This is a genomic window from Flavobacterium sp. AK-301, assembly GCF_058310215.1.
Genome location: NZ_JBZEES010000005.1, coordinates 1 through 19,188 on the forward strand (window position 1 = coordinate 1; position 19,188 = coordinate 19,188).

A 19,188-nucleotide genomic window follows, 5' to 3' on the forward strand; every position below is an offset into this window, starting at 1 on the left:
TCACTGCCTTTCTTTTAAGAACCCTTACTAGCAATAGTAAGGGTTTTTTGTTTTATAACAGTTTTGACTGTTAGATTTTTTGATTATTGGATTTTTCGAATCATTCCGCCGATGTAGAGCTGCGTTTTAACGCAGCTCTACTTAGATCAAATATCATAAATCGTATATCCATTTGGCTTTTTTACTTTTGACTTTCGACTGAACCTAAAAATATTGGATTGTAGAATTCTACAGAAATTGAATTTGAAATCCACAATTCTACAATACTTCTGAATTTAATACTATTCCTGAAATTTATTTAATAAGCTGTAAATCAGTATTTTGTTTTATGTATAGAAACAAGAATTGTTTCTGGCATCTTTTTTTCATACTATTCAATAAGAAACCAATCAATAATTATTAAAAAGTAAATATTATGAAAAATCTATTTTTAGTATCAGCATTAGTTTTAGGCTTAGGCTTTAGTGCAGCAGCAGCAGATGTTGCTTTAGTGAATAGAACTACGATTAGCGTAGATCAGGAAAAAGAGTATAATACCATTGAAGCTTCCGCGATACCTGCTGATGTTTTATCCCAGATAGGGAAGAAATATGCCGGTTATTCATTAGAAGAAGCCGGAGTAGCAAATGATGGCGAATACAGATTGGTATTGTCAAAAGAAGGAGCCAAAGTAACCGCTTTATTTACCGCTAAAGGAGAGTTCGTTAAAGAAGTATAGATCTTTACCAATCCTAATCAAAAGGTATTTAATTGTATTGAGTTTAGTTTAGTAAGATGATTAGGAAAGGCGTTTTGAGCGGATGTCTTTCCGAAAAACAAAAAACATCCCCATAAAGGATGTTTTTTGCGTTTAAAGAGAATAATTTAATAATCGTATTAGAATGAATTAAGTATTTATAACACTTATTAACATATATTAGTCACATTAAAATTCTATTTTTGCATCATAACAAATTATTGCTTTTTAGATGGTTTCAAGAATTTTAGTTATTGATGATGATACTTCTTTTTGTTTAATGCTTCAGACTTTTTTACAGAAAAAAGGTTTTGATGTAGTTAATGCCTTTACAGCAAAAGAAGCTACTGAAAAGATTAAAAGTCAAACTTTTGATGTTGTATTAACAGATATTAGATTACCCGATAGTGATGGTTTGCAAATTTTAAAATTAGTAAAAGAAAGTTCTTTCAATACTCAGGTTATTTTAATGACTGGTTATACAGAAATTAAAGCAGCCGTTAATTCTATGAAATTAGGAGCTTTTGATTATGTTGGAAAGCCAATTAATCCAGATGAAATACTTCATACTATAAATTCCGCTTTAAAAAAACAAGAAGAAAAAAAAGAAAATCCATCATCTGAGAAATCAAAGAAAACAGAAGCTATTTCTGGTTCCTTTGTACAAGGAATAAGTAATCATTCCAATCAGTTACATGAATATATTAGTCTCGTTGCACCAACCAATATGTCCGTACTGATTATTGGAGACAGTGGTACAGGAAAAGAATATATAGCCCATTCCATACACGTTCAGAGTAAACGAAAAGAAAAACCTTTTATTGCAGTTGACTGTGGAGCAATACCAAAAGAATTAGCTTCCAGTGAATTTTTCGGACATATAAAAGGATCATTTACAGGCGCTATTAATGATAAAACAGGACACTTTGAAGCAGCTAACGGAGGTACCCTTTTCCTAGATGAAGTAGGGAATCTTTCTTATGAAGTACAAGTACAATTATTACGTGCATTACAAGAAAGGAAAGTAAAACCGATAGGCAGTAATACAGAGATTAAAGTTGATATACGAGTTATTGCCGCAACAAATGAAGATTTGGTCGAAGCAGTAAAAAGAGGTGACTTCAGAGAAGATCTGTATCATCGTCTAAATGAGTTCTGTATACAAGTACCCAAGTTATCCGATAGAAAACATGATCTGATGATTTTTGCAAATCATTTTTTAGCATTAGCAAACACTGATCTCGAAAGAGAAGTAGAAGGCTTTAGTCCCGAAGTTATCACTATTTTTAAAAATTATGAATGGCCCGGTAATCTTCGTGAAATGAAAAATATAATAAAAAGATCCGTTCTGTTGACAAAATCAGATAAGATAACAGTAGACGTTTTACCCCGGGAAATGGTATTGACATCAGAAAAAGAGAATAGTTTTTCTTTATATTCCCAAGAAGACGAAGAAACAGCGATCCGTCAGGCTCTGGAAAAAACAAACTATAATAAAACAAAAGCAGCCGTACTTTTAAACATAGACAGAAAAACATTATATAATAAATTAAAACTATATAATATTGATCTTTAGCTAATTTCAGATCGTAACTCTGAAATTAGACTCTCAATTTTTTCAACTATAATTTTTATATAATTTTCCATTTCCTTTGGCTTGTGATTTAATGTTTTTTCCTCAATAGGTTCCAGTAGTTGTACAATAGAATAAACCTCCATTTGTTTTAACATTGGGATCATTTTATGAGCGATTTCAGACATTCCGTTTTTGTCAGATAAAGAAGCAGCTTCCATTAAAACAGCACAATTTTCGATACTGCCCGTTATAAAATTTTCAATGATTATTTTTAAAGATTCCGGATCGTTTTGAGTAAACTGATTTAGACTTTTCAGATCATATAATTTTCCGTTTTCTATAGGTTTGATTCGATCCTTAATAACAAGAGTCTCTTCATTTTCAAAAATATTTTTTATCAGTTCCAATAAGATTTCAAGTTCAATAGGTTTCGGATGAAAAGAAGTAAATCCCTTTCTTGTAAAATCTTCCGGATTAAGATCTCTTTTACCTGATAAAGCAATAACAGGTATACCCGATATTGTTTTATCAGGGTTGTTTCTTATCTTTTTAATTAATTCAAAACCATCAATTTTAGGCATTTGGATGTCACTTAATACAAGATCAAACGATTCTTTCCCTAACCATTCCATTGCCTGCGAAGCATCTATCAGTGTTTTTATTCCTATAGGATAATTACTGAATATTTCCTCCATTAGACTCAATTGCATAGCATCATCATCAATAATTAGTATCTTTTTATTTTTAAAAAAATCATACTCTTTATTATTTCCGATTTCCTTAATAGCAGTATTCTTTGAGTTGGACAGAACCAGAGGAATAGTAACAGTAAAAACAGACCCCTTATTTTTTTCACTTTCTAATACTATCGTACCATTTAAAAGTTCTAAAATTCGAAGTGCAATCGTTAAACCTAATCCCGTACCCCCAAATTTTTTCTCAATTCCCGAATGTGCCTGAGTAAACTCTTTAAAAATTAAAGACTGCTGACTTTTAGGTATTCCGATTCCTGTATCTATGACCTGAATTTGTATCTGATTCTTGTTGTTTATAGATTTTATTTTTGCAGTGACCTTAACAGACCCTTCCTGTGTAAATTTGATTGCATTAGTTATCAGATTTGTGAGAACCTGTTTGATTCTGTAGGGATCAGAAATGTAGTTGTTATCTAATCGATCATCAATTATCCATTTCAGTTCAATGTTTTTATTCGTAGCATTCGGTTCCAGTGGTTCACAAGTATTTTCTATAAGATCCTTAAAATTAAAGCTGATTCTGTCTATTTTTATTCGGTTATTTTCCAGTTTTGAAAAATCGATCAGATCATTGACCAGTTTTAATATATAATGAGAAGAATGTTTTATATTATCAATATACTGATTTTGTTTTTTATTCAGATCCGTTTTTTCCAATAGATCAGAAAAACCAATAATACTGCCTAAAGGAGTCTGAATATCATGAGTAACAGTTGCCAGTAGCATTGTTTTACTGCGTAAAAGATCCTCTTTCTCAGAATTCAGATTTTCAAGCTGAGTTCTGTAATTTTGACTTTTGGTCAGATCCTGAATAATGATCCAGGCAAACAAGATAAGAAGACACAATGTAATAGCTCCCGTCCACGCAATAGTCTGCGTTGTGTTTTCAATAGCACGATTAGACTGTTCTATTTTCAGATATGATTTTTGAAGAATTTCTTTTTCTATACTACTTAGTATAATCCTTAACTGATCTGAAATAATACGATTTTCATCTAATAATTTTTGCTCTTTTTTGTATAATTCATATTTCAGTTTGTTTTCTTTAATCAATAGATCAGTCAGAACATTCTGAAAAGCAATCGCAAGAGAGTCATTAGAAACTGGTAATCGACTTAACGAGTCCAGTTGTTTAGCAGTAAGTACATCATTAAGGAACTGACGAATTTGTGTTTTATTATTAAATTTGACAGGTTTAGATTTTCTTACCAAAGAATCTTTAGTAGTTGATATTCTGCCAATAGCCTTTTCAAAAGTATTCTGTTTATTATAATTGTTTCTGAACAGTATGATTTCATTAATACTATTTTTTTTCTTAGCAAGCAACGATTGAATAGAATCAAATTTTGGTAACTGTTCAGTATCAGCCTCCCTCTTAATACTTTCAATTTGAGCATTAACACTGTCAATTAATTGGTTGTATTCTTTATAGTTGTCTATAGACCCGGTCAGAATAGAATTCCTTCCTACCGCTTCAGAAGCATATAAATTAGCAATAGCATTACTGATCTGAATTATTTTTTTATTATCATTGCTGATACCATCATTTGGAGTAGCAATCTTTAAAATTTCAGTATACACAAACCAAACAGAAATAACAGCGATCATAAATAATAGAATATATCCTATTATAACTTTAGATTTAAGTGATTTCGGTTTTTGAGGCATAATTAAAATACTATTTGTGATTCCTGCTGAATTGTAAATTTACTTCAAAAAAAATGCCCGACACAAAGGAAGGGCATTTTTTATTTAGTAGATATATTAAAACTATTCACTTAAGATACTTCTTGAAATAACGATTTTCTGAATCTCAGAAGTACCCTCATAGATCTGAGTAATTTTTGCATCACGCATCATACGTTCAACATGATATTCTTTTACATACCCGTTTCCCCCATGAATTTGTACCGCCTCCACAGCCGTGTCCATTGCCACTTGCGAAGCATAAAGTTTTGCCATAGCGCCACTCAGGTCATAATTATGGTGATTATCCTTATCCCACGCAGCTTTCATGCACAGATGACGAGCCGCTTCAATTTGTACAGCCATATCAGCTAATTTAAATGCAATTGCCTGATGATTGCATATTTCCGTACCAAAAGCTTTACGCTCCTTAGAATATTTCAAAGCTAATTCATAAGCACCCGAAGCAATTCCTAAAGCCTGCGAAGCAATTCCGATTCTTCCGCCTGCCAAAGTTTTCATAGCAAACTTAAATCCAAAACCATCTTCACCAATCCGGTTTTCTTTAGGAACCTTTACATCATTAAACAATAAAGAATGCGTATCAGAACCTCTGATTCCCATTTTTTGTTCCTTTGGTCCAATTTCAAAACCCGGAGTACCCTTTTCTATAATTAAAGCATTAATACCTTTATGTCTTTTTTCCGCATCCGTTTGAGCAATTACCAGATAAACATCCGCAGTACCACCATTAGTGATCCAGTTTTTAGTACCATTAACCAGATAATGATCCCCCTTATCAATTGCAGTTGTTTTTTGAGAAGTAGCATCACTTCCCGCTTCCGGTTCAGAAAGACAAAAAGCACCTATAATTTGACCAGATGCCAGACGAGGAAGATATTTTTGTTTCTGTTCCTCAGTACCAAATGTTTGTAATCCCCAGCATACAAGTGAATTATTTACAGACATAACCACAGAAGCCGAAGCATCGATTTTTGAAATCTCTTCCATTGCAATAACATACGAAATAGTGTCCAGACCACTACCCCCATATTCAGGAGAAACCATCATTCCCATAAATCCCAATTCACCCATTTTTTTGATCTGTTCTGTTGGGAAAATCTGTTTCTCATCCCTCTCTATAACGCCCGGTAGTAGTTCAGCCTGAGCAAAATCTCTGGCAGCCTTGCGAATCATTAAATGCTCTTCAGTAAGTTTAAAGTCCATAATATTTAGGTGCTAATATTTTGATATATTGTTTAAAAATCTTTCCAAATATACTTCAATAATATGAAGTTTTCAATTATGATTACTATTTTTAACCTATGAAAAAAGAAAACTATAACGTTATAGGAGTGATGTCAGGAACTTCATTAGATGGAGTAGATCTGGCGCATATTGTTTTTACAAAATATGGAGAAAAATGGAGTTTTCAGCTGTATCAAACAGAAACAATTTCTTACGAAGAAAGTTGGATTAAGAAGTTGAAAACAGCAATTAATTTTTCAGAAAAAGAGCTTGGTTTACTGAACGAAGAGTATACAAAATTATTATCCGGGATTATAAATACCTTTATTTTAAAAAACGGACTAGAAACAATTGATGTAGTCTGTTCACATGGGCATACCATTTTACATCAACCCGAAAAAAGAATAACATTACAGATAGGGAATTTACCCATGATTAGTAGTTTAGTTAAAAAGAAGGTCGTTTGTGATTTCAGAGTGCAGGATGTAGCTTTAGGAGGACAAGGAGCACCTTTAGTTCCTATTGGAGACAAACTCCTTTTTTCAGAATATGATTACTGTCTGAATTTAGGCGGTTTCTCGAATATATCATTCGAAGAGAACAAAAAGAGAATTGCCTTTGATATATCCGCAGTTAATACAGTTCTCAATTATTATGCAAATCAACTAAACGCTGAATATGACAATAGAGGGAATATAGCTCGTAGCGGTAATAAGAATAATCAGTTGCTGTTTGCTTTGAACAATCTCGATTTTTATAAAGAATCTTTTCCAAAATCATTAGGATTTGAATTTGTACAAGATACTTTATTTCCACTCATGGACCTCTTCTCAATTTCCGTAGAAGATAAACTAAACACTTTCGTAGAGCACATTGCCATTCAGATCGCCGCTGTTCTTACGAATAAAAAAGGAAGTCTGCTGATTACCGGAGGAGGTGCTTATAATACCTATCTTATAGAAAGAATCCAATACCATTTACCCGAAATGAAAATCGTTATTCCCGATTCTAAAATCATAGAATTCAAAGAAGCCCTTATTTTCGGTTTATTAGGAGTGCTGAAACTGAGAGGAGAAGTAAATACACTGTCCAGTGTCACAGGAGCAGACAGAGATCATAGTTCCGGATTTATTTTTGATTTTAAGTAAAATAAGAATAATATAACATGTGTTTTTTTAGAAGATTGTTTTTTATATTTGTAATGTTTTATAAATAACATAAAAAAATGAAGGAATTACTGAGTAAGTTTGAGAATAAAGAACCGGAGATAGTGTTTAACTGGAAAGATACTGAAACAGAAGCAGAAGGCTGGACAGTAATTAATTCATTAAGAGGAGGAGCCGCCGGAGGTGGAACCCGAATGAGAAAAGGTTTAGATGTGAATGAAGTACTTTCATTAGCAAAAACAATGGAAGTGAAATTCTCCGTTTCAGGACCCGCTATAGGAGGTGCAAAATCAGGAATTAATTTTGACCCCGCTGATCCCAGAAAAAAAGGAGTTTTACAAAGATGGTATAAAGCAGTCTCTCCATTATTAAAAAGTTATTACGGAACAGGAGGAGATCTCAATGTAGATGAAATCCATGAAGTGATCCCTATGACAGAAGAATGCGGTGTGTGGCATCCGCAGGAAGGTGTTTTTAACGGACATTTCAGACCAACCGAAGCAGATAAAATAAACAGGATCGGACAATTAAGACAAGGAGTTGTTAAAGTTATTGAAAACCCGTCTTTTTCTCCCGACGTTGCTAAAAAATATACGATAGCAGATATGATTACCGGTTATGGCGTTGCACAAGCAGTACGTCATTTTTATGATATTTATGGTGGTTCAGTAAAAGGAAAGAAAGCAATTGTTCAGGGTTTTGGAAACGTAGGATCAGCTGCCGCATTTTATCTTGCAGATATGGGTGTCAGTATTATTGGTATTATTGACAGAGATGGAGGAGTGATCAAAGAAAAAGGTTTTTCTTTTGAAGAGATCAGAACTTTGTTCCTGAATAAAGACGGAAATAAATTAGTAGCAGAAAATATGCTTTCCTTCGAAGAAATCAATCGCAGAATATGGACTATAGGAGCAGAGATATTCACACCATGCGCAGCCTCAAGATTAGTCACAAAAGAACAAGTAGATAATATGGTTGCTTCAGGATTAGAAGTGATTTCCTGTGGAGCCAATGTTCCTTTTGCTGATAAAGAAATTTTCTTTGGTTCCATAATGGAAGCAACAGATAAAAAAATAAGTCTGATTCCTGATTTTATTTCTAACTGCGGAATGGCAAGAGTATTTGCTTATTTTATGGAGAAAAAAGTGCAGATGACAGATGAAGCCATATTTAATGATGCATCAGACACCATTAAAAAAGCAATAGTAAAAGTCCATTCTTTAAATAAATCCAAAACAAATATTAGTGCAACAGCCTTTGAAATAGCGTTGAAACAGCTAGTATAAGTTTGTAAAATCCTATTTTGTGAATAGATGAATTAAATAACAATTTATTACCTTTACATTCGTTCTGTAAAAATGATGTTAAGCTTTTGGGAATTACAGAATTGGTGTAATTATTGTTTCCTGAAAAAGAAACAAAATATAAAATGTTTTTAGTTAGTAAAAGCGAATAAAACCATTATAATGGTTTTATTGATAAACAGGATTTAGATTTAAGTAAATTATATGAAGTATTTAGAGACAGAATCTCAGAGAAAATCGTTAACAATAACAACTATTTTATTTGTTATTATGTTTCTGTTGTTTTTTTACTTTAAACTGGCTTCCTCAGATATGCAGATTGCACAGTTAGAAGGTGGCGGTGGCGGTGGACAAGTAGAGGTAAATTTTGGAGACAGTGAATTCGGATCAGGAGACAATTATAAATCATTAGATTTAGGTAAACCCGAACAAAAGTCAGTCCCTGTCGTATCGGCAAATGAAGCTAAAGATTTAGTTACACAGGAATCAGATGAAGCACCTGTTATTGCTTCCGTGAAAAAAACAGATAAAACAGAAAAGAAAGAAGTTACAGAAAAACCAATTGTTAAAGAAGATCCAAAACCTTCAAAATCAACGTCAGACGCCTTAGCGAATATACTGAATGGGTCAAAATCTAAAGGAGGAGACGGTAATGATAAGATAGGTGGAAATAAAGGTAAGCTAATCGGTAATCCAAACGCACAAGGTTATAATGGTGGCGGCGGAACCGGAACCGGAAGTGGTGGTGGACATGGATCAGGTCACGGAACCGGTATCGGTTCCGGAACAGGAAGCGGTTATGGCAATGGTAACGGAAGTGGTTATGGTAATTATCAGTTAGCCGGTCGAAATGCATTAAATAAACCACAACCAAAATATGTTTGTAATGAGCAGGGAATTGTTGTAGTTCAGATTTCAGTTGATAAATCAGGGAAAGTTATCAGTGCAGAACCAGGTGTACGTGGAACTACTAATTTAGCAAAGTGTTTACTAGATCAGGCTAAAGTTGCAGCAATGAATACAAAATGGCAGTCAGATGATAATGCACCGGAAAAACAAGTAGGCAAGATTATCTATAATTTTAAATTAACAGAATAAATTCATAGACTAATTTATCGTTATATTGTTGAATTTTCTAATTCATTATCAATGAATAATTATCAAGAAACTTTAGATTGGATGTTCAATCAGCTTCCAATGTATCAGCAACAGGGCGCATCCGCTTACAAAGAAGATTTGTCCAATACAGTTTTACTTTCTGATTATTTAGAGAATCCTGAAAAAGGGTTGAAATTTATTCATGTTGCCGGAACCAATGGTAAAGGGTCAACATCACATATGTTATCTTCTATCTTACAAGAAGCAGGATATAAAGTAGGGCTTTATACTTCACCCCATTTAAAAGATTTCAGAGAACGAATAAGAATAAACGGAAAAGAGATTTCAGAAGAATTTGTTTGTCAGTTTATCAACGATAATAAATCTTTTTTTGAGAAAAATAAGTTAAGTTTTTTTGAGATGACAGTAGGTTTAGCTTTGGATTATTTTAATAAAGAGAAAGTAGATGTTGCTGTAATTGAAGTAGGAATGGGCGGGAGACTGGATTCCACAAATATTATTACCCCTTTAGTATCTGTCATTACTAATATAGGTTTAGATCACACAAAATTTTTAGGAAATAACCTTGCCTCAATTGCTTTTGAAAAAGCAGGAATTATCAAGCCTTTTGTTCCAGTTGTTATTGGAGAATATGTATCAGAAACAAGAAGTACTTTTTTGGAAAAAGCAGAAATGGAAAGTTCAAAAGTTTATTTTGCTTCCGATCTGATAAAAACAGAATATTACTCTCCTCTGTCAGGAAATTATCAGAAGCATAATAAAAAAACTGTTTTTCAAACCATTAAAGTTTTGCAGGAATTAGATGTTTTTCATATAACAGAACAGAATATTGAAGATGGTTTTGCCAATGTGATTATCAATACAGGTTTACAGGGAAGATGGCAGCAATTAAATGATGCCCCAAAAATAATTTGTGATACAGCACATAATAAACATGGTTTAGAAATTGTAATGAATCAGGTTTCAAACGAACATTTTAAAAACCTGCATATTGTTTTGGGCGTTGTAAACGATAAAGATTTGGACGAAATTTTACCCTTGTTTCCTAAAAAAGCAAAATATTATTTTTGCAGACCTAACGTGCCAAGAGGGTTAGATGCTTCTGTTTTAGAAAAAAAAGCAAGACAATTTAGATTAAAAGGATTTATATATAATTCTGTTTCAGAAGCTTATAAAGCAGCAGTTAATCAGGCAGGAAAATCAGATTTTATTTACATAGGTGGTAGCACATTCGTAGTTGCAGAAATTTTGTAATTTTTTTTATTTAATGCTTGCAGATTATAAAAAGAGTATTATATTTGCACCGCGATCAGGCACTATTAGGGCGATTAGCTCAGTTGGTTCAGAGCATCTGGTTTACACCCAGAGGGTCGGGGGTTCGAATCCCTCATCGCCCACAGAATTAAAACCTCATACAGAGTATGAGGTTTTCTTTTTAATTCTCACTAAGAAAAGGTTATAAAAAAATGCCGCTTATTTAAGCGGCATTTTTTATGGTAACAGGTTTAGTACCCTTTCTAAAGCCATTCCTCTGGATCCTTTTATTAGAATAGAATGGTTTTTGATCTCATGATTTTTTAAGTACTCACTTAGATTTTCAAATGTTTTGAAAAACTTAAAATTAGTTTTTTCGATTCTGTTAAGATAAAAATCATTACCAATAAAATAACAGGTAATCTGATTTTCATTTAAAAGTTTTGAGATAATATTCTTATGCTCTTCCGGACTTTCAGGACCTAATTCAAACATGTCTCCTAAAATCATTATTTTAGATTTTTTCTGTAGCTGAATAAAGTTTTCAATTGCAACAGACATACTGCTTGGGTTTGCATTATAAGCATCCAGTAGAATCTCATTTGTATTCTTTAGAAGTAATTGTGATCTGTTATTCGTAGGAGTATAACTTTCTATAGCTTCTTTTATTTCCGGATCGCTGATTTTAAAATACTTTCCGATAGCTATAGCAGCATTAATGTTGTTTGCGTTATATAAGCCTACTAAATGAGAGTTAATAGTAATTCTGTTGTAGAGTATGGATACAAATGGATCAGCGCTGATATTGGTTATAAACAAGTCTGATTCTGTTTTAATACAGCTGAAAGAGTATCTTTTAATAGATGTTGTTTTTTCGATCTGTATAGGGTCATCAGCGTTTATAAAAACAGGTTTATTGTTTTTTAAAAGATAATCATACATTTCACTCTTTCCTTTTATAACCCCTTCAAAACCTCCGAATCCTTCAAGATGCGCTTTCCCGAAGTTGGTGATGTAACCAAAGTCTGGTGTAGCAATTGTACAAAGAAGTTCGATTTCTTTTTGGTGATTTGCACCCATTTCCACAATACCGATCTCTGTTTTTTCATTAAACGATAAAAGTGTTAACGGTACTCCGATATGATTGTTCAGATTGCCGATAGTTGCTTTTGTGTTATATTTTTTTGAAAGCACAACATTGATTAGTTCTTTGGTGGTTGTTTTTCCATTACTGCCTGTTAAAGCAAGAATAGGTAATCCCAGATATTTTCTATGGAATGAAGCCAGTTCCTGAAGTGTTGTTAGACTGTTTTCAACTAAAATGGTTCTTTCATCTATATAGAAGTCTTTGTTGTCTATAATAACATAGGAAGCTTCTTTCAGTAAAGCTTCTTCAGCAAAAGTATTTGCATCAAAATTTTCTCCTTTAAGAGCAATAAACAAAGAGTTGGGCTCTATTTTTCTGGTATCAGTAGAAACCGATGTGCATTTTAAGAAGAGAGAATGTATTGCTTTTATTTCCATTTGAAATAGCTGTTAAACTATAAAAGCCCTAATGAAAGGGCTTTTATGGTGTATTATTAAACGCAAAAATTAATTTCTTGGTGTTTTCTTTTTGTCAGATTTAGAACCTACTCTTGACATAGCACATCTGAATCCAATATCATCAGTAGCCATATCCTGAGGGAAGTATCTTCTCTGAGCCGGATCAAGCCAATAAGCTCTGTCTCTCCATGAACCTCCTTTATAAACTCTTGAATCATCATTTACTAAAGTTGTTCTTTTGCCTGATTTATCATAGTTTTTAATCATGTTACCCAAGCTGTCTTTAGTGATCTTATGTTTAGGAGAATCATACATTCTTTTTGTATCATTTTTTCCTTCTCCGTCTTCTTCCGAGTCTCTAAAGTCAAAATAACGAGTAGATTGTTTATCACCATCTCTGAAATTTCTGTTATCACTTGTGCTGAAGTTCTGTCTTAGATAAGTTTCTTTTTCATCAACAGGAACCTGAGCTATCTGACCTGGGAAGTTTCTGGCAATGATTCTACCATTACTTAAAGTATCATATTGGATGTCTGAAGTAGTAACAATTGCTACTTTTCCGTCTTCACCAATTTGGTTTTTAGTATAGATATTACCTCTGTAATAGTTAAAGTCATTTGCTTCGTCATCAACCATAGGTCTGTAAACATCAGCCACCCATTCTGAAACGTTACCTGCCATATCGTAAAGACCAAAGTCGTTTGGAGGATAGCTTTTTACAGGAGCAGTAATATCAGCCCCGTCATCAGACCATCCTGCGATTCCGCCGTAGTCACCTTTTCCTTGTTTAAAGTTAGCTAATTGATCTCCTCTGTTAGCTCCTTTTCTGTTTTTTCCTGAACGGGTGTAAGCACCTTTCCATGGATATTTTTTCTTTCCTTTGTAAAGATTATATTCTCTGTTTCCTACCTCGGCTAGAGCAGCATATTCCCACTCTGCTTCTGTTGGTAGTCTGTACTCAGGTAAAATAACCCCGGAAGTTCTTTGTGCATAAAGGTTAGTCGCATCATCTTTATTTGCTAAAGAGTTCTTTTTACCTTTATAGATAAGTTCTTCATTACCACCATAAGTTTGTGTAGGGGCATTAAGGTATGTTTCAGTGCTGAAAGTGGCTTCTGCAGTAGCATCAACTATTTTGGCATCTGGTTTTAAATAACCTTCTTTTCCAAGAATTAACTCGTTTACACGGTCTGTTCTCCATTTGCTGAATTCAACAGCCTGAACCCAATTTACACCAACAACCGGATAGCTTGCATAAGCAGGATGTCTCAGGTAGTTATTAGTCATTGTTTCATTATAACCTAATCGGTTTCTCCAGACTAATGTATCTGGCAGTGCACCTTCATAGATATTTCTGTAATTTTCTTCTTCTGGAGGGAAAACTCTTTTTAACCAATCAAGATACTCCATGTACATGATGTTGGTTACTTCAGTTTCATCCATATAAAATGTTTGGACGTGTTGCTGATTAGGGGTATTATTCCAATCATGCATAACATCATCCTGAACTTTCCCCATTGTAAAAGTTCCTCCCTCTATTAATACTAATCCAGGACCAGTTATCTGGTTCTTGAAGCTAGAATTATATTGGAATCCTCCTTCTTTGTCGTTGATTTTCCAGCCGGTTGCAGAAGATGTATTCTTTGAGCTAGATTTTTTACTACAACTAGTAAAGCCTATAGTCAGTGAAAGAGCTATCAGCAACTTAAAAGCCATAATTTTGTGAATTTTCATACTTTCAGTAGGTAATTAATTTTTGAGCCGCAATGTAACAATTAACCTTTAGTTTTCAACAGCCTTTTTTAATAATATAATGTTTTGTTAAAGGTTCTATTCCAGAACGCAAATTTAGTATAAATATTATACTATTCCTCTTTTTTCAAAAAAAAATATTTTTATTCCTGTTCGTTTATGAGCGTTTAAACAGCTGTTAACCATGGTCAATTGTAGCTATATTACTTATTCTTTCTTTTATTGCTATATAATAGTTGTAAGTTTTTAACGTTTATAAATTATCGAGGAGATATTTCTGTTAGGATTGAAGATGAATTTTGATACCGTCATTAAATAATTTTTAATCTAAAAAAAGACAAACTTCTTTATAGAAGTCTTGGTTTTTGAGTGCTGATTATTTTTTTTATTTAATCAGCACGAGATTTTTTACAGATTTTTTATGTAGAGCTAAAATACTGAATGAAATGTTGTTGTCATGTGTTTTATTAAAAACCAGTTTCTATATTAAGGTTCAAAGTTTGTACAGCGTTAAGGAAATATTATATTTGTAAATAATTTTAAAAACGATAATGAAGAAATATTTTTTATTATTAATTAGTGTTGCTCTATTTCAGTTCTCTAATGCTCAAGATAGGGTTATTACAACAGCTGTTCCTTTTTTAACAATCCCGGTTGATGCGAGAGCATCCGGAATGGGAGATGTCGGGGTAGCTACATCTGCGGATGTCTTTTCTCAGCGGTATAATCCTGCAAAATATGCCTTTTCGCTTCAAAAACAGGGTTTTTCAGTTAGTTATACTCCCTATTTAACCTCAATTACAAATGATGTTTCTTTAGCAGAGCTTACTTATTATAATATGGTAAATGAAAGAAGTGCTTTTGCAGCTAGTTTAAGGTATTTTGGTTTAGGGGAGATTGAGTTGAGAGAAACATTTGATGGGCCTTCGAATACTGTTAAGCCAAATGAGCTTGCTTTTGATTTGTCTTACTCTTTAAAGTTAAGTGAAACTTTTTCTATGGCTGTAGCAGGTAGATATATTCGATCTAATTTAAAAATTCCTGAAAGCGGAAATGATGCTTCTTCTTCCAGTGGATTTGCGGTTGATATAGCTGGGTTTTATCAGTCCGAGGAAATTGCTTATAATCGATTTAACGGTCGATGGAGAGCTGGTTTTAATTTGCAGAATCTAGGGCCTAAGGTTAGTTATGATAAAGATGTGAACGATGTGAATTCTAATTTTCTTCCGGCTAATCTTAAAATAGGAGGAGGGTTTGATTTTATTTTAGATGAAGATAATACATTAGGAGTAAGTGTGGAATTAAATAAACTATTAGTTCCCACACCACAAAACCCTGATTTAAATGGAGATGGAGAAGTTACACCAGAGGAATTCAGGAAAAATAATGAAGACTATCGATCTATAGGTTGGGTGTCGGGTATTTTTAAATCTTTAGGAGATGCTCCTGGTGGATTTAGTGAAGAGCTGAAAGAAATTACATGTGGTGTTGGTGTAGAATATTGGTATCAGAATGCTTTTGCTTTAAGGACAGGGTATTTTAATGAAAGTTCAGAGAAAGGTGCTCGTAAATTTTTAACAATGGGAGCAGGGTTTAAATATGATATCGTTAAAGTAGATATTTCTTATCTGTTCTCTACATCAAAAGTTCAGAATCCTCTTGAAAACACGTTGAGATTCTCTCTGACTTTTAGTTTTGGAGATAGTTATAACAGATAAAATCATTAGAATGAAAGAAATAAAAATAGATGCAGTCTTTACAGTTTACAGTTCTTTTGATGAATTACCGGATGGAGTAGAGGCTTTGATGAAGAAAGCTATTGAAATCAGAAAGAAAGCATATGCTCCTTATTCTAAATTTAGGGTCGGAGCGGCTATATTACTGGATAATGGTCAGATTGTATTAGGCTCTAATCAGGAAAATGCAGCATTTCCTTCAGGGTTATGCGCTGAAAGAACAGCTATTTTTCATGCCGGTGCTGTTTATCCGGAAGCAAAGATCATAAAGTTGGCAATATCTGCTGCTTCGGATACAAAATTAGTTGCTTCGCCAATTCCTCCTTGTGGAGCCTGTAGACAGTCTATGGTCGAATATGAGTTTAAGCAAGATACCCCTATTGAAATGTTTTTTATGGGTGAAGAAGGAGAAATATATCGTTCAGAATCAATACAAAATTTACTTCCTTTCGTTTTTGATAAAAACTTCCTGTAAAAGAGACTAAAAAATCCATTTTTATTTTACTTCTAGCGAGGAAAGTGTTATTTTTGCGATTCGCGAATATGTGTGAGGAAACTATTTTGCGTTTACAAAAGCAATTTATTGATACTCTAAAACACTACTGTTAAAAGAAAAATAGCAAAATGAAAGAAATAACGAAAGAGGTTTATTTAAAGTGGTATGAAGACATGCTACTTTGGAGAAAGTTTGAAGACAAACTAGCTGCACTATATATACAACAAAAAGTAAGAGGATTTCTTCACTTATATAATGGACAGGAAGCAGTTTTAGCAGGTGCATTACACGCGATGGACTTGACAAAAGACAAAATGATTACTGCCTACAGAAATCACCCTCAGCCAATTGGAATGGGTGTTGATCCAAGAAGAGTAATGGCTGAATTATTAGGAAAAGCAACAGGAACATCTAAAGGATTAGGCGGATCAATGCATATCTTCTCCAAAGAACATGGTTTTTATGGAGGACATGGTATTGTTGGTGCACAGATACCTGTAGGTGCCGGGATTGCTTTTGCTGATAAATATTTTGAAACCGGAGGAGTTACCTTAACTTATTTTGGTGACGGAGCTGCAAGACAGGGATCTCTTCATGAAGCATTTAATATGGCAATGTTGTGGAAATTACCGGTTGTGTTTATTGTGGAAAACAATGGATATGCAATGGGAACCTCAGTAGAAAGAACATCTAACCATACAGATGTTTGGAAATTAGGTTTAGGGTACGAAATGCCTTGTGGACCTGTTGACGGAATGAATCCTGTAAAAGTTGCTGAAGCAATGACTGAAGCAATTGAAAGAGCACGTCGTGGTGACGGACCTACATTCCTTGAAATGAAAACATATCGTTACAGAGGGCATTCAATGTCTGATGCTCAAAATTACAGAACAAAAGAAGAAGTTGAAGAGTATAAAAAGATAGATCCGATCACTCAGGTATTGGATGTAATCAAAGAAAAGAAATATGCTACTGATGCAGAAATCGAAGTAATTGATCAAAGGGTTAAAGATTTAGTGAGTGAATGTGAGAAATTTGCAGAAGAGTCTCCGTATCCTGATGCCAGCGTAATGTATGACGTTGTATACGAACAAGAAAATTATCCATTTTTACCTCATAAACTATAATTCAAAATGGCAGAAATTATCACAATGCCACGTTTGAGCGATACTATGACCGAAGGGGTTGTAGCAACCTGGCTCAAAAAAGTGGGAGACAAAATAAGCGAAGGAGATATTTTAGCTGAAATTGAAACAGACAAAGCCACAATGGAGTTTGAGTCTTTTCACTCAGGTACACTTTTATATATCGGAATTAAAGAAGGAGAGTCAGCACCTGTAGATTCTTTATTAGCAATAATAGGGAAAGAAGGAGAAGATATTTCCGGTTTACTAAACAGTAAACCTTCAAAAGAAGTAGTTTCAGAAAAAACAGAAGTTCCTAAAACAGAAGTTAAAAAAGAGGATGTAGTAACAGCTTTACCGGCTGGTGTAGAAATTATTACTATGCCACGTCTAAGCGATACGATGACTGATGGTACAGTTGCTACCTGGTTGAAAAAAGTAGGAGATACTGTTAGTGAAGGAGATATTTTAGCAGAGATCGAAACAGATAAAGCCACAATGGAGTTTGAATCTTTTTATTCAGGAACATTATTGTTCATTGGAATTAAAGAAGGAGAAACAGCTCCGGTTGACAGTGTTCTGGCAATCTTAGGACCAAAAGGTACTGATGTTACAGGAATCGCTGAAAACTATAAAAAAGAAGGTGATACTTCTCCATCTACTGCTAAGGAAGAAAAAATAGAAGTTGTTGCGACACAATCGGTAGAAGATACTGTTTCCGAAGGACACAGAGTTTTTGTTTCTCCATTAGCAAAGAAAATTGCAGAAGAAAAAGGAATTAAATTATCTCAGATAAAAGGTTCAGGAGAAAACGGACGTATTATCAAGAGAGATGTTGAAGGATTCCAGCCTCAGGCACAAGCGAATATTGCTACTTCAAAAGTTGAAACATCTCAGGCACAAACAGCAGAATCTGTTGTTAAGCCTTTTGTTCCTGCAGGAGAAACATATATTGAAGAGATTAAAAATTCACAAATGCGTAAAACGATCGCGCGTCGTTTAGCAGAATCTAAATTTACAGCACCACATTATTATTTGACAATAGAAGTGGCAATGGATAGTGCAATGGCGTCAAGAGGAGTAATTAACGCGCTTCCTGATACTAAAGTTTCTTTTAACGATATGGTTATTAAAGCTTGTGCTATGGCATTGAAAAAACATCCTCAGGTAAATTCCCAATGGAAAGATGACGTAACCGTAATTAACCATCATGTAAATATAGGAGTTGCAGTTGCAGTTGAAGATGGATTAGTGGTTCCTGTATTGAAATTTACAGATCAGTTAAGTCTTTCTCAAATTGGAGCTAATGTAAAAGATCTGGCAGGAAGAGCAAGAAATAAAAAATTACAGCCGGCCGAAATGGAAGGAAGTACATTTACAGTTTCTAACTTAGGAATGTTTGGTATTACCGAGTTCACTTCAATTATTAATCAACCTAATTCTGCTATTCTTTCTGTAGGAGCTATTGTGGAGAAACCGGTGGTTAGAAATGGACAGATTGTTGTTGGTAATACAATGAAAATAACTCTAGCATGTGATCATAGAACAGTTGATGGCGCTACAGGAGCTCAGTTCTTACAAACATTGAGACAGTATTTAGAAAACCCGGTTACAATGTTAGCGTAACAAAGAGTTTTATTAAAATATAAATCCCGCATATGCGGGATTTATATTTTATTCACATAAGAAAC

Annotated in this window: 14 protein-coding genes and 1 tRNA gene; 11 read left to right on the top strand and 4 right to left on the bottom strand. The window is 33.8% G+C overall.

Annotated features, from left to right (window positions below):
- Positions 1 to 415: 415 nt before the first annotated feature.
- Entirely contained in the window at positions 416 to 718 is a 303-nt protein-coding gene (locus tag AC4FQX_RS09145; protein ID WP_491167384.1) for a hypothetical protein, read from the top strand.
- Between the two features lie 250 nt (positions 719 to 968).
- Positions 969 to 2,312: a sigma-54-dependent transcriptional regulator gene (locus tag AC4FQX_RS09150; RefSeq protein ID WP_491167385.1), complete on the top strand. Its 1,344-nt coding sequence runs from the start codon at positions 969 to 971 to the stop codon at positions 2,310 to 2,312.
- On the opposite strand, the gene AC4FQX_RS09155 is transcribed toward AC4FQX_RS09150, so the two are convergent.
- Together AC4FQX_RS09155 and AC4FQX_RS09160 are read right to left on the bottom strand one after the other, a co-directional pair.
- Positions 2,309 to 4,735 carry an ATP-binding protein gene (locus tag AC4FQX_RS09155; RefSeq protein ID WP_491167386.1) on the bottom strand — a complete coding sequence of 809 codons (2,427 nt, stop codon included), beginning with the start codon at positions 4,733 to 4,735 and terminating at the stop codon, positions 2,309 to 2,311. The genes AC4FQX_RS09150 and AC4FQX_RS09155 overlap by 4 nt on opposite strands.
- A 102-nt stretch (positions 4,736 to 4,837) precedes the next feature.
- Positions 4,838 to 5,980 (bottom strand): acyl-CoA dehydrogenase, encoded by a 1,143-nt coding sequence (locus AC4FQX_RS09160; protein ID WP_491167387.1) that lies wholly within the window; start codon positions 5,978 to 5,980, stop codon positions 4,838 to 4,840.
- Between the two features lie 98 nt (positions 5,981 to 6,078).
- Between AC4FQX_RS09160 and AC4FQX_RS09165 the strand changes: the two genes are divergently transcribed.
- From AC4FQX_RS09165 to AC4FQX_RS09185, 5 genes are all read left to right on the top strand, one after another.
- Positions 6,079 to 7,149 carry an anhydro-N-acetylmuramic acid kinase gene (locus tag AC4FQX_RS09165; RefSeq protein WP_491167388.1) on the top strand — a complete coding sequence of 357 codons (1,071 nt, stop codon included), beginning with the start codon at positions 6,079 to 6,081 and terminating at the stop codon, positions 7,147 to 7,149.
- Positions 7,150 to 7,226: 77 nt separating this feature from the next.
- A complete protein-coding gene (locus tag AC4FQX_RS09170; protein ID WP_491167389.1) occupies positions 7,227 to 8,453 on the top strand; it encodes a Glu/Leu/Phe/Val dehydrogenase dimerization domain-containing protein in 1,227 nt (408 codons plus the stop codon).
- A 222-nt stretch (positions 8,454 to 8,675) separates the two neighbouring features.
- On the top strand, positions 8,676 to 9,569 hold the full coding sequence (locus tag AC4FQX_RS09175) for an energy transducer TonB (protein WP_491167390.1): 894 nt from the start codon (positions 8,676 to 8,678) through the stop codon (positions 9,567 to 9,569).
- A 51-nt stretch (positions 9,570 to 9,620) separates the two neighbouring features.
- Positions 9,621 to 10,844, top strand: coding sequence for a bifunctional folylpolyglutamate synthase/dihydrofolate synthase (locus AC4FQX_RS09180; RefSeq protein WP_491167391.1), 1,224 nt, complete (start codon positions 9,621 to 9,623; stop codon positions 10,842 to 10,844).
- A 68-nt stretch (positions 10,845 to 10,912) separates the two neighbouring features.
- Positions 10,913 to 10,987 (top strand) — tRNA-Val (locus AC4FQX_RS09185).
- A 94-nt stretch (positions 10,988 to 11,081) separates the two neighbouring features.
- On the opposite strand, the gene AC4FQX_RS09190 is transcribed toward AC4FQX_RS09185, so the two are convergent.
- Positions 11,082 to 12,368, bottom strand: coding sequence for a UDP-N-acetylmuramoyl-tripeptide--D-alanyl-D-alanine ligase (locus tag AC4FQX_RS09190; protein ID WP_491167392.1), 1,287 nt, complete (start codon positions 12,366 to 12,368; stop codon positions 11,082 to 11,084).
- A gap of 69 nt (positions 12,369 to 12,437) precedes the next feature.
- Positions 12,438 to 14,123: a gliding motility lipoprotein GldJ gene (gldJ, locus tag AC4FQX_RS09195; protein ID WP_491167393.1), complete on the bottom strand. Its 1,686-nt coding sequence runs from the start codon at positions 14,121 to 14,123 to the stop codon at positions 12,438 to 12,440.
- Between the two features lie 569 nt (positions 14,124 to 14,692).
- On the opposite strand from gldJ, the gene porV reads away from it, so the two are divergent.
- From porV to AC4FQX_RS09215, 4 genes are all read left to right on the top strand, one after another.
- On the top strand, positions 14,693 to 15,859 hold the full coding sequence (gene porV, locus AC4FQX_RS09200) for a type IX secretion system outer membrane channel protein PorV (protein ID WP_491167394.1): 1,167 nt from the start codon (positions 14,693 to 14,695) through the stop codon (positions 15,857 to 15,859).
- A 10-nt stretch (positions 15,860 to 15,869) separates the two neighbouring features.
- On the top strand, positions 15,870 to 16,352 hold the full coding sequence (cdd, locus tag AC4FQX_RS09205; RefSeq protein ID WP_491167395.1) for a cytidine deaminase: 483 nt from the start codon (positions 15,870 to 15,872) through the stop codon (positions 16,350 to 16,352).
- Positions 16,353 to 16,501: 149 nt separating this feature from the next.
- Positions 16,502 to 17,500: a pyruvate dehydrogenase (acetyl-transferring) E1 component subunit alpha gene (gene pdhA / locus AC4FQX_RS09210; protein ID WP_491167396.1), complete on the top strand. Its 999-nt coding sequence runs from the start codon at positions 16,502 to 16,504 to the stop codon at positions 17,498 to 17,500.
- Positions 17,501 to 17,506: 6 nt separating this feature from the next.
- The gene (locus tag AC4FQX_RS09215) at positions 17,507 to 19,123 is read left to right on the top strand and encodes a dihydrolipoyl dehydrogenase family protein (RefSeq protein WP_491167397.1); all 1,617 of its coding nucleotides are present in this window, start codon (positions 17,507 to 17,509) and stop codon (positions 19,121 to 19,123) included.
- The last annotated feature ends 65 nt before the right edge of the window (positions 19,124 to 19,188 follow it).

Excerpts from the sequence above, each read along its gene's own strand:
- AC4FQX_RS09145 (WP_491167384.1), top strand. The coding sequence starts at position 416 with ATGAAAAATCTATTTTTAGTATCAGCATTAGTTTTAGGCTTAGGCTTT.
- AC4FQX_RS09150 (WP_491167385.1), top strand. The coding sequence starts at position 969 with ATGGTTTCAAGAATTTTAGTTATTGATGATGATACTTCTTTTTGTTTA.
- AC4FQX_RS09155 (WP_491167386.1), bottom strand. The coding sequence starts at position 4,735 with ATGCCTCAAAAACCGAAATCACTTAAATCTAAAGTTATAATAGGATAT.
- AC4FQX_RS09160 (WP_491167387.1), bottom strand. The coding sequence starts at position 5,980 with ATGGACTTTAAACTTACTGAAGAGCATTTAATGATTCGCAAGGCTGCC.
- AC4FQX_RS09165 (WP_491167388.1), top strand. The coding sequence starts at position 6,079 with ATGAAAAAAGAAAACTATAACGTTATAGGAGTGATGTCAGGAACTTCA.
- AC4FQX_RS09170 (WP_491167389.1), top strand. The coding sequence starts at position 7,227 with ATGAAGGAATTACTGAGTAAGTTTGAGAATAAAGAACCGGAGATAGTG.
- AC4FQX_RS09175 (WP_491167390.1), top strand. The coding sequence starts at position 8,676 with ATGAAGTATTTAGAGACAGAATCTCAGAGAAAATCGTTAACAATAACA.
- AC4FQX_RS09180 (WP_491167391.1), top strand. The coding sequence starts at position 9,621 with ATGAATAATTATCAAGAAACTTTAGATTGGATGTTCAATCAGCTTCCA.
- AC4FQX_RS09190 (WP_491167392.1), bottom strand. The coding sequence starts at position 12,368 with ATGGAAATAAAAGCAATACATTCTCTCTTCTTAAAATGCACATCGGTT.
- gldJ (WP_491167393.1), bottom strand. The coding sequence starts at position 14,123 with ATGAAAATTCACAAAATTATGGCTTTTAAGTTGCTGATAGCTCTTTCA.
- porV (WP_491167394.1), top strand. The coding sequence starts at position 14,693 with ATGAAGAAATATTTTTTATTATTAATTAGTGTTGCTCTATTTCAGTTC.
- cdd (WP_491167395.1), top strand. The coding sequence starts at position 15,870 with ATGAAAGAAATAAAAATAGATGCAGTCTTTACAGTTTACAGTTCTTTT.
- pdhA (WP_491167396.1), top strand. The coding sequence starts at position 16,502 with ATGAAAGAAATAACGAAAGAGGTTTATTTAAAGTGGTATGAAGACATG.
- AC4FQX_RS09215 (WP_491167397.1), top strand. The coding sequence starts at position 17,507 with ATGGCAGAAATTATCACAATGCCACGTTTGAGCGATACTATGACCGAA.